Here is a 10305-nt window from a genome sequence, read left to right as displayed (position 1 = left end):
AATCCCGCGGGTCAGCGCCGCACGTACTCCGGCAGAACCTTGGGTGGCCAGGATCCGACCCCGAACAGCCCCATGGAATACGCCTTGGAGACCAGTGCCGCCCGGTTTGGCACCTTGAACTGCCGCAGCATGTTGCTGACGTGGTACTCGATGCCCTGGCGGCTCAGATACAGCCGGGCGGCGAGCTGGACCGTGGGCACTCCGGTGGCCACGCCCTCGAGGATCTTCGCATTGATCTCGGAAAGGATCTTGTTCGGGCTGATGAGGACCCGGCGCTCGTCCTCCTCGGCCTTGTCCGGGGAGACCAGCACGACGATCGTCTTGAGCGGACCGGCCTCGCTCGGCACGGCCATGCCGGTCAGCGCGCCGGTGAAGGCGGTCCGGGTCGCCCACAGCGCCGCGAGGTGCTCGACGAAGCGGTTGCTGCGCCCGGTGAGCAGCCGGTCGAACTGCCGGCGCATGTACTGCCGGACGCTCGGGTGCAGCAGCTCCGGGAAGTCGAATCCCTGCAGGTCGAAGCGCGGCTGCCCACACTGCTCGAGGAATGCCGCGTTCGTCTGCTGGATGCGTAACTGCGGGCTGAGCAGGACCAGGCCGACACCGGTGCGTTCGACAATGGTCAGGAACAGCTCACCGTATTCGCTTGCGGCAACCAGTGCCGGATGCAGAGGCATCGGCTGCCGACATTGTTCCACTTGTGTTTCGGGCGTGTTCGGCCGCGCGAGAGGGTCGGCCTGAGTTCCGTCTCGAACGTCTGCATTCAGATTGCTCACCAGAAGCATCGACACGTCTCCCAAATGCTCCATCACCGTGATCCATCGGGAGCCTTGCATGCCTTTAGGTGGAGGTCAACGCGGCCAAAACGGACGCAAAAGACTGTGGTAAGGCCGAGGCTGGTTCGGCTTGCCGTACCGAACTGCGGTATGTTCCGCCGCGGCCGGCTGCGGTCGCTGGAGCGCTTCGGCCCCGCGGGTGCCGACTTTGGGCGGTTCGTCCAGGTGAGGGCGCCGTTGCGGACTCTCGGTGGCGATGCCGGTGCCGTGCGGCGCGGCGGCCGCGACCCTCGACCCCGTACCGAAGCGGCCGCGCCCCGCAACGTTTTGCGCGGCCGATCAGATACAAACCTCAAGCGATCTTGCCGAAAATTTGAGATCGGAACTGGGGTTCCAGGGCCACCGGGTTCCACCGTTCGGGCCCGAACCGCGGCGCTGCGTGATGGATTGATGACCACCGGTGGCGACGTCTCGCGGCCGGTCCTGGCGCGCGATCGCATTACCGCTCGGTAGCGTGCCGTAGGGCCTGACGTAGCTGTGACCGGTCCGAGATGCCGATCTTGCGGTAGCAGTTCGTGAGATGCTTCTCGACCGCCCGCTGGGAGACGCCGAGCCGCTCGGCGATGGCCACGTTCGTCGCCCCGCCCGCGGCCAGCTCCGCGACCGTGCGCTCCGAGCGGGTGAGGGAGCTGATGCCGGGCACCAGCCGCTCCTGATGCGCCTCCAGCGCCATGCTCGCCGGCTTCATCAGCCACGAGAACCCGGCCGCCGCCGCGAGCTGCTCCCCGCGGCGCAGATCCTCACCGGCCCCGCGCCGCCCGGCGGCCAGCAGGCGGGTGCCCCGGGCCAGCAGCGCCCGCGCCAGTTCGAGCCGGTTCGCCGAGTCCTCGAGCACCTTGACCGCGTCGTCGAGCAGCCGCAGCCCCGACCGGCCGGGGCTCAGATTGCCCCAGATCCGCAGCACCCGGCCGACCGCTGTCGGCGCGCCCCAGGCCGCGACCCGGCTGTGCTCGTCCTCGATACAGGCCAGGGCGGCCGCGGGCCGGCCGAGCCGCTGCAGCAGCGGCGCGATGAGCGTCCCGGTCGGGAACAGGGCCCGGTTGAGCCAGCCGTGCACCGCCAGGCGCTGCTCGCACTCCGTCAGCAGGCCCAGGGCCGTCGCGGGCTCGGTGCCGTACAGCATCGCCGCCCGCAGCAGGCAGTGCACCACCGGCACCAGCCCGGTCTCGCTGATGGCCAGCGCCTGCCCGCAGTGCACCGCGGCGAGCCGGCGCAGCCGCTCGTCGGGCACGGCGGCGGCCGCTGTCGTGAGCAACGCCAGCGTGAACGTGTCGTCGCCGAAGCCCTCCGGGGCCAGGTCGAACGCGGTCAGCGCCGCGGAACAGGCCCGGCCCGGATGCCCGCTGTGGTACTCGAGAAACGCCTGCTGGGCGTAGAGCCGCGCGGCGCTGCGGGCGCAGCCGACGCCGTCCGCGGCCCCGGTGGCGTCGGTCAGCCACGGCCGCAGGGCCGGCACCGTCTCGGCCGTGATCGCGCTGACGACGGCGAGCGCCGCCGTGCGGGCCGCGTCGTGATCGGTCGGTGTCGCCTCCAGCAGCGACTGGGCCAGACGCGCGGCGTCGGCGGCCGCGATGCCGGCGCCCGAGGTCGCGCAGAAGAGCAGCACCCCGGCGAGTTCGCGGTCGGCGGCGGTCCGCGGCGCCTGGCCCGCGGGCCCGGCGGGGGCGCCGAGCCAGCCCAGAGCGCGCAGCCGGTCGGCCGCGCCGTGCAGGGTGGCCGGGTCGAGCCAGCCGAAGATCCAGGACCGGGCTTCGAGCCGGCGGGTCAGGTCCGCGTCGGCCGGGAGGGCGCCCAGGGCGTCGTCGATCGCGGCCCGGACCGCGTCCTCGGTGCCCGCCTGCAGGCTCAGCAGCGGGATACGGCCGAGCGCGGCGGCCAGTTCGGTGCCGGCCGGCAGCAGCGGCAGGGCCTGCAGGGCGTGCCGCCGGGCGATCCCCGGATCGATGCAGCTCTCCGCCGCGGCCAGCTCGAGCAGCAGGCGGCCCCGCTCGGCCGTGCCGGCGGGCCGGGCCCGGACGGCCACCCGCAGGTATCGCGCCGCCGCCTGCGGGTCGTGCCGGGCGTTCGCGCGGCGCGCGGCCGCGGTCAGCGCCGCGCCGGCGAAGGGCTCCGGGGTCGCGGCGGCCTGGGCCAGGTGCCCGGCGACGACTTCGGGGGCCGCGCCCTCGGTGTACAGCAGCCGGGCCGCCTCCAGGTGCGCCTCGGCGAAGGAGGCCGGGCACATGGTGGTGGCCACGACGTGGCGCACGAGCGCGTCGAGCAGCAGCCCGGCCGGCACCGCCCCGTGCAGCCCGAGCGCCCGCAGCCGGCGCTGCCCGGCCCGGGCGTCCACCTCGTCGAGCTCGGCGAACCGCCCGACGACCTGCGGATCGGCGTCCGCGCCGAGCAGCACACCGCGGCACAGGTAGGCGCGGGCGGCCTCCGGCAGCGACTCCAGCGCGGCCGCGATCCGCCGGCGCAGCGATGCGTACCGCGCGCCGGTGACGTCGGGCATGCCGCCGGTCGGCAGCGCGGGATCATCGGCCACCGCGCGCACCAGGGCCGGATTACCGGCCGTCAGCTCATGGCACCACCGGGCCGCCCCGGCGAGCGGGTCGCCATCCCCGTCACGATCGTCCGCCGCGGCGACGGCCGGCTCCAGCAGCCGCCGGAGCCCCCGCGCCGACAGCGGACGCGGGCGCAGCGTCGCGTCGGCCCGGTCCCGCAGCGTCCGGACCTCGCCACGCTCGCCCGCCGGATCCCCGTCCAGCAGCGCCGCGACCATCAGCGCCGAGTGGCCGCCCGGCCGCTGCAGCATCCGCCACAGCCAGCGCAGACTCTCACTGTCCGCCCACTGCAGATCGTCCAGCACCACGACGACCCGAGGCGGGCCGCCGGCGGCTCCCGGGGTGTCCTCGGCGGCCTGGCGCAGCCGCCGGGCGAGGCCGAGCGACAGGGTCTGCTCGGTGCGAGCGACCGCGACCCGGACCGTGCGGACACCGGCGGCCCGCGCGATGCCCGCCGCCTCGTCCAGCAGTGCGGACTTCCCGGCGCCGACACCGCCGGTGACCGCGACGAGGCGCACGGCCCCGCCCGTGGCCGCGACGACGTGCGCCACCTCGGTGCGGACCCGCTCGAGCTCGGACTCACGCTCGATCAGCACAGAGAAGAGTCTTCCCCAGCCACGCAAGTCGATACACCCTACGAATCGATCTGGCGCCAATCTTGCCGTTTGCGGCGGTGCCGGGTCAGGGCGACCAGCCGCGCGGACCGGCGCCGCCGAGCGCGCCGGTGAGCTCGGCGCGGCCGGCGATGCCGAGCTTGCGGTAGATGTTGCTGAGGTGGAACTCGACGGTGCGCTTGTTGAGCGAGAGCGCCTGGGCGATCGCGGCGTTGGGCAGCCCGCCGGCGGCCAGCTCCGCGACGCGCCGCTGAGCCCGTGACAGCTCGCCGACGGCGATCCGGTGGCCGGCCGGGATGGCGGGCGGCTCGGCCGAGTAGGCGGCACCGAGCACCTCGAACAGGTTGGCCCGGGTGACCGGGGCGTCCGGCCGGGGCGTCCGCGGTCTCGCTCCGGCCGCGGGGCGGCTCTGGCGGCGGGTGCCGGCCGCATCGTTCATCCACGTCGCGGCGGCGGCCGCGGCCGCACGGTCGCCGATCGCGGCCACGATGCCGAAGGTCAGCCAGGCCTCCAGGTGGCCGCGGTCGCCCTGCAGCTCGCGCAGCAGCGCCATCGCCGGGCCGGTCCGGGTCACCGCCTCGGGACCGCCACCGACCAGGGCCGCCCGCAGCAGCGTGGTCGCCACCGCGCGTGGTGTGCCCCACCGCTGGGTCGCGGCGCGCTCGGGCTCCAGCAGGAGCGCGGCCTCGGCCGGGCGGTCCGTGGCGTGGGCGCACAGCGCGGCCAGGGAGCGCCACGGCAGCAGTGCCGGGTTGTCGTGGCCGGCCGCGACACAGCGCCGCCCGCACTCGCGCAGCAGCGACAGGGCGGCGCCCGGGCACCCGGCGGCGGCCTCGGCGGCGGCCCGGGCGTAGAGCAACTCCGTCCACGCGGTCCCGGCGGCGGCCCCCGGGGTCAGCGGCGCCCGCAGCACCGCGGCCGCCTGCTGCGACCGCCCGGTGGCCAGGTGCAGCATGACCTGCATCGACCGGACCCGTGGCAGTGCGGCCGGGTGCCAGGCGTCGTCGGGCAGGCGCATCCGGGCCTCGCCGAGGTCGCGCTCGGCCTCGTCCATGTACCCGTCGCGCAGATACAGCTCGGCCCGCAGCAGCAGCGCGGGCGCGGCCGCCGCCCCGGCCCGGCGCAGCCGGGCGAGCAGCGGTTCGAGCCGGGCCTCGGCCGCCGGCAGCTCCTCGGCGAGGATCAGTGCCCGCACCGCCGCGAGCCGCGGCCCGGCCGGAGTGCGGTCGTCGAAGGGCGCATCGAGCGCGGCGAACGCTCGCCGCCGGGCCGCGGCCAGGTCGCACCCGGCCAGCGCAGTGCGCCAGGCGAGCACACCCAGGGCGGACGCGTCGGGTGGCAGCTCCTCCGGCGCGGGCACCGCGGCATCGTGCCCGCCGGTCGCGGGCTGCAGCCGGTCGGCGGCGGTCCAGTACAGGGCGCCCAGCGCGGCCCGCTCGGGCCCGCGGGCCCGCCGGTACGCGGTGGCGATCTCCCGCCGCGCGAAGGCATCGTCGCCGCGCACGAGCAGCCGGTCCGCCGCCAGGGTGCGCCATGAGGGGCCGCCGGCGTCCTGGCCCTCGTGGCCGTCACTGCCCTCGTGCCCGTCGTCGGCGGCCGCCCCGGCGTCGCGCAGGACCTCGGCGAAGCGCCGGTCGGCGGCGTGCGGAGCCCGGCCCAGCTGTACCTCCCCGAGCGCGACGGTCGTCGCGAGGCGGGCCGCGGACGCGATCGGCTCGCGCAGCGCCCGCTCGAAGAGCAGCACCGCGTCGGCCCACCGGTGCCCGTCGCGCGCCTCACCGGCCGCCGTGAGCAGCGCGGCCGCGGCCCACGCCGGCCAGCCGGGCTCGGTCGCGGCCAGGAGCCGCCCGACCAGCCCGGCCGGGAACCCGTCGGCGTGCGCGGCGTGCGCGGCATCGCGCCGCAGCTCGGCCCGGCGGGCACTGTCGAGCGTGGACAGGACGGCGTCGGCGACGGCCGGATCGTCGAGGTCGAACTCGTCGAGGTCGGCGTCGGTGACCCGGGCCCCGGCGACCAGTTCGACGAGGCGGGCGGGGGCCGGCCCGAGCAGGGCGCGCACGCACAGCGCCCGCCGCCGGACCGGCTCCATCGCCCGCACCCGCGCGGTCAGCCGGTCCCGGCGGACGTCGCCGACGACGGCCTCCAGCTCCTCGAGCATCCGGGGCCGCCCGCCGCACTGCCGCAGCGCCGCGGCCAGGATCGTGGCGTCCCCGCCGGCGGCCGCGGCGAGCCGGGCCTCGGCCGCCGCGTCGACACCGGGAATCCCGGCCTCGGCCAGCGCCAGACGCCACCGCTCCAGCGCCGCCCGGGCCCCGGCCGAGGCTCCGAAGAGCGGCCCGGGCACCAGGAGGTCCGGCGTGCTCATTCGTGTCCCTCCCGCGCATCGTCGCGGCCGGAGAGCGGCATGGGTTCGATCGCGTCGGCCAGGGCGTCGCGCCGGCGGATCCCGAGGCGCCGATACACGTTGGTGAGGTGGAACTCGACGGTCCGCACGGTGATGTAGAGCTCCGCGGCGATCTGCCGGTTGGTCGCGCCCCCGGCGGCCAGCCGCGCCACCGCCCGCTCACTGGTGGACAGGTCGCCGCAGGCCGACAGCTGGGCCCCGGTGCGCCCGCCGGCCGCGGCCAGGACGTTGCGGCAGTTGACGGCCAGCTTCGTGTACCCCCGGCGGTTGGACAGCACCATGGCGTCGCGAAGATGCCGGCGTGCGGCCGCGCGGTCCCCGACGATGGTGAGCGCCCGGCCGAGCATGAGCAGCGCCTTGACCTGATTGAGCGGTGCGGGCGACGCGACCAGCTCGGGGATCGCGGCCAGCAGCGGCTCCAGCTGGGCCTGGTGCGGCAGCAGCGCGGCCCGGGCCAGCAGCGCCATGCCCCGGGTGCGCGGCGTACTCCACCGGCGGCACTGCTCCTCCACCTGCTCCAGCCGCAGGTGCGCGTCGCGGTCGCGGTCGATGCGGTGCAGCAGGATGATCTCGTCGAGCCACCAGGAGTTGACGGCCGGGTTGCACACGCCGGCCTCCTCGACGACCCGCCCGCACCGCTGCATCAGCGCCAGCGCCTGGTCGTGTTCGTAGGCCCAGTAGGCGGTGGTCGCGGCGGCGTTGAGGGCCTGGATCTGCTCCCAGAACGGCATGGCGGCGGCCTGGGCGAGCAGCCCGTCGAAGACCGCGGTGGCGTCGGCCACCTGGGACCCCGCGGCCCGCACGACGGCCTGCGTGGTGCCGGCCGACCAGGTGACGGCCGACCAGGCGCGCCCGTCGGCGAGGCGCAGCGCGGTGGCGGCGTCGCGCTCGGCCCCGGCCAGATCTCCGGTCTCCCAGCGGGCGTGGGCCTGCGCGGCCCGGGCGGCGGCCTCGGCGCACGGCTCGCCCCGGCTCTGATGGCGAGCCGCGAGCTCCTCGGCGGCGGCGATCGCGCCGGCGGTGTCGTCGGCGAGCAGCAGCACCCGGGCCGCGGCCAGGCGCGGCCAGCCCTCGCCGTGGACCGGCCCGTCGAGCACCTGCCGGGCGTAGCCGACGGCCCGCTCGACGCCCGTGCCCTCGTAGGCCGTGGTGAGCGCGTGCACGGCCAGCAGCCGGTGGGCCGAGGAGGTGCCGACGACCGGGCCGGGCGCGGCGCCGATGCGGGCGCGCACGGTCTGGAAGGTGGCCGCGCCCTCGACGGCGTTGGCGGCGAGCGTCGATTCGGCCGCGGCCAGCAGCGTGCGGTCGCGGACCCGGGGCGGGTCGCCGGTCGAGCGCCTGAGCGTCTCGACGGCGTCCTGCAGCAGGTACGGCACGGTCGGCTCGTGGCCGGTGACGAGCGCGGCCAGGCCCAGCCCGACCAGCGCGCGCGCCTTGAGCCGGGCGTCGAGCGTGCGCGGCAGGGCCTGGCGCATCTGCCCGCGGGTGGCCGCGGCGTCGATGCTGACCAGTGCCTCGGCGTAGTCGATGACGGCCGCCGGGGACTGCGGCTCGGCGCGCACGATGCGCTCCCGGATCCGCACGGCGTCGGCCGCGCTGTGCAGCAGCGCGGCGGTGGCGGCGTCGCGCAGCAGGTCGAGCATCCACGGCTCGGTCAGCGCGTCGGCGTCCAGCAGCAGCTGGGCGATCCGCCCGGTCGGCGCGGCGGCGTCGCTGAGCAGGCGGGCGGCGTGGGTCCGGCGCTCCTGGCGGTCGGCCGGGTCGAGCAGGGCCAGCAGACCTTCGGCGACGGCCGGGAGGATCGGCTGCTGCGGGTCGTCGGTGACCAGCCCCATGCGCCGCAGCCGGTCCAGCGGCGGGGCGACGAGGTCGGGCGGGAGGCCGGCCAGCGGGCCGACCAGGTCGGCGTCGGTGCGCTGGAGCAGGGCGACGGCCACGGCGACCCGCTCCAGTGTCGGGTGGTGGCGGAACTGCCGGCGCAGCCGCTCGGTGCGGGCCGCGCGGTCGACCCGCCCGGCCAGGTCCAGGTCCAGGATCTCGTGCGGGCCGGCGGCCAGGATGTCGTGCAGGACGGGGCTGGGCGGCGGGTGCTCCCGCGGCACCCCGGCCAGCACGACCTGCAGCGGGCGGTCGCCGACCCGCTGCAGGAGGTGGTGCAGCCACCGCAGCGTCCCCTCGTCGCACCAGTGGACGTCGTCCACGGTCAGCAGCAGGGGACCGTGGGCGAGCAGGCCGATCGTGCGGCGGTAGAGCTCCATGACCACGCGGTTGGCCCGGCCGGCGGTCGCGGGCCGCCGGGCGGGTTCGCGGGCCGCCGGCAGCATCTGCCGGGCCGCGCCGTACTCGACGGCCGCCTGTGCCTCGGTGCACACCGCGCCCAGCGTGCGCGACCCGCTCCCGGCCATCGCCGCGAGCAGGGCGCTCTTGCCCGTTCCGGGGGCGCCGGCGATCAGCACGACCCGCGGCGCGCCCGGTTCGGGGGGCGCCGCGGGCAGTTCCGGCCGGGCCGGTACCTCCGGATCGGGCTCGGCCGGTTCACCGGGCGGCGCCGCCATCGGCATCGTCACCATCGGCAACGTCTTCCTATCCACGCGATTTCGCCGGTACTTCCAGATCCGCGCCCCGGCCCCGGAGCGGGACGTCAGCGGGGCGTGGTGCTGCGGGCGAAGAGCGGGATGATGACCGCTCCGGCGACGAGGTGCATCAGCAGGAGCGAGACCTTCGCGCCGGTGCCGACGGCGCCGACCGGCCCCAGCAGCGACAACACCAGGAAGACGACGGCGACGACGGTCCAGATGGTGCGGGCCTTGGCGGTGGCGCGTTCGAGGATCGCCAGCAGGCCCCAGCCGATCAGGCCGGCGAAGACGACGGTCAGGACGACCGCCACGATGCTGACGGTCTGCGTGCTGTCACCGGTCTTGACGTTGAGGTCGCCGACCGCCTGGTCGGCGATGACCCAGACGAGGATCGCGCCGATCGCGGCGCCGACGATCGCGAGCGCCCGGGTGGCGGCAGGGGACTTCATGGCTGGTGTACCTCCGAGAGTGTGGCGGGGAAGTCGAGCGCGCCGGGTGGCACGACGGGGCCGGCGCCCACGGCCGCCGCCCGGTCGAGCAGGGCCCGCACCGCGGCGAGCCCCTCCGCGCCGAGGTCGGCGGTGAACGGGTTGACGTAGAGGCCGATGTGCTGCTCCGTCACGGCGGGCGCCATCTCCTGGGCGTGCTCGCGCACGTACGCCCGGGAGTCGTCCGGGTGCTGCCAGGCGTGCCGCACCGACGCCCGGATGGTGCCGGCCAGCGCGGCCAGGGCCGGCGCGCCGAGGTCGCGGCGGGCGACGATCGCCCCCAGCGGGATGGGCAGGCTGGTGTCCTGTTCCCAGAACCGGCCGAGGTCGACGAGTTCGCTCAGGCCGTACTGCGGGTAGGTGAACCGCGACTCGTGGATGATGAGCCCGGCGTCGACGGCCCCGTCGCGCACGGCCGGCATGATCTCGTGGAACGGCAGCACGACGATGCGGCCCAGGCCCCCGGGCACCGCGGCCGCGGCCCAGAGCCGCAGCAGCAGGTAGGCGGTCGAGCGCTCGCTGGGCACCGCGACCGTCGCGCCGGGCAGCGCGCCGAGGCCGGTGCCGGGGCGGGCCAGCAGCAGCGGGCCGCAGCCGCGCCCGAGGGCCCCGCCGCACGGCACGAGCGCGAAGCGGTCCAGGAACAGCGGCAGCGCCGCGTAGGAGATCTTCAGCACGTCGAACCGGTCGCTGCCGGCCAGGCCGTTGGTGACGTCGATGTCGGCGTGGGTCACCACGGCCGCCGGGGCGCCGGGCAGCCGCCCGTGTGTCCAGGCGTGGAAGACGAAGGTGTCGTTCGGGCACGGCGAGTAGGCCACGCGCAGCGCTTCGCCCATCGAGCTTT

General features: G+C 76.2%; 6 protein-coding genes. All 6 read right to left on the bottom strand.

Annotation, left to right across the window (positions count from 1 at the left end):
• Positions 1–11 precede the first annotated feature (11 nt).
• On the bottom strand, positions 12–782 hold the full coding sequence (locus ACIA8L_RS12420; RefSeq protein WP_395904198.1) for a LuxR C-terminal-related transcriptional regulator: 771 nt from the start codon (positions 780–782) through the stop codon (positions 12–14).
• Positions 783–1272: 490 nt separating this feature from the next.
• Complete coding sequence (locus ACIA8L_RS12415; RefSeq protein ID WP_395903472.1) at positions 1273–3975, bottom strand: LuxR C-terminal-related transcriptional regulator; 2703 nt, start codon at positions 3973–3975, stop codon at positions 1273–1275.
• A gap of 85 nt (positions 3976–4060) precedes the next feature.
• Entirely contained in the window at positions 4061–6358 is a 2298-nt protein-coding gene (locus tag ACIA8L_RS12410) for a LuxR C-terminal-related transcriptional regulator (protein WP_395903470.1), read from the bottom strand.
• A complete protein-coding gene (locus ACIA8L_RS12405) occupies positions 6355–8967 on the bottom strand; it encodes an AAA family ATPase (protein ID WP_395903468.1) in 2613 nt (870 codons plus the stop codon). Before ACIA8L_RS12405 ends, ACIA8L_RS12410 begins: the two co-directional genes overlap by 4 nt.
• A 71-nt stretch (positions 8968–9038) precedes the next feature.
• On the bottom strand, positions 9039–9422 hold the full coding sequence (locus ACIA8L_RS12400; RefSeq protein ID WP_395903466.1) for a DUF6069 family protein: 384 nt from the start codon (positions 9420–9422) through the stop codon (positions 9039–9041).
• Entirely contained in the window at positions 9419–10297 is an 879-nt protein-coding gene (locus tag ACIA8L_RS12395) for a 1,4-dihydroxy-6-naphthoate synthase (RefSeq protein WP_395903463.1), read from the bottom strand. The genes ACIA8L_RS12400 and ACIA8L_RS12395 overlap by 4 nt, the downstream gene beginning before the upstream one ends.
• Positions 10298–10305 lie beyond the last annotated feature (8 nt).

The organism is Dactylosporangium sp. NPDC051541 (genome assembly GCF_044454505.1).
In the GTDB taxonomy this organism is placed as follows: Bacteria; Actinomycetota; Actinomycetes; order Mycobacteriales; family Micromonosporaceae; genus Dactylosporangium.
The sequence above is the reverse complement of the archived record's forward strand: the minus strand, read 5'-3'. Positions and strand labels throughout refer to the sequence as shown.

Excerpts from the sequence above, each read along its gene's own strand:
- ACIA8L_RS12420 (WP_395904198.1), bottom strand. The coding sequence starts at position 782 with ATGCTTCTGGTGAGCAATCTGAATGCAGACGTTCGAGACGGAACTCAG.
- ACIA8L_RS12410 (WP_395903470.1), bottom strand. The coding sequence starts at position 6,358 with ATGAGCACGCCGGACCTCCTGGTGCCCGGGCCGCTCTTCGGAGCCTCG.
- ACIA8L_RS12405 (WP_395903468.1), bottom strand. The coding sequence starts at position 8,967 with ATGGTGACGATGCCGATGGCGGCGCCGCCCGGTGAACCGGCCGAGCCC.
- ACIA8L_RS12400 (WP_395903466.1), bottom strand. The coding sequence starts at position 9,422 with ATGAAGTCCCCTGCCGCCACCCGGGCGCTCGCGATCGTCGGCGCCGCG.
- ACIA8L_RS12395 (WP_395903463.1), bottom strand. The coding sequence starts at position 10,297 with ATGGGCGAAGCGCTGCGCGTGGCCTACTCGCCGTGCCCGAACGACACC.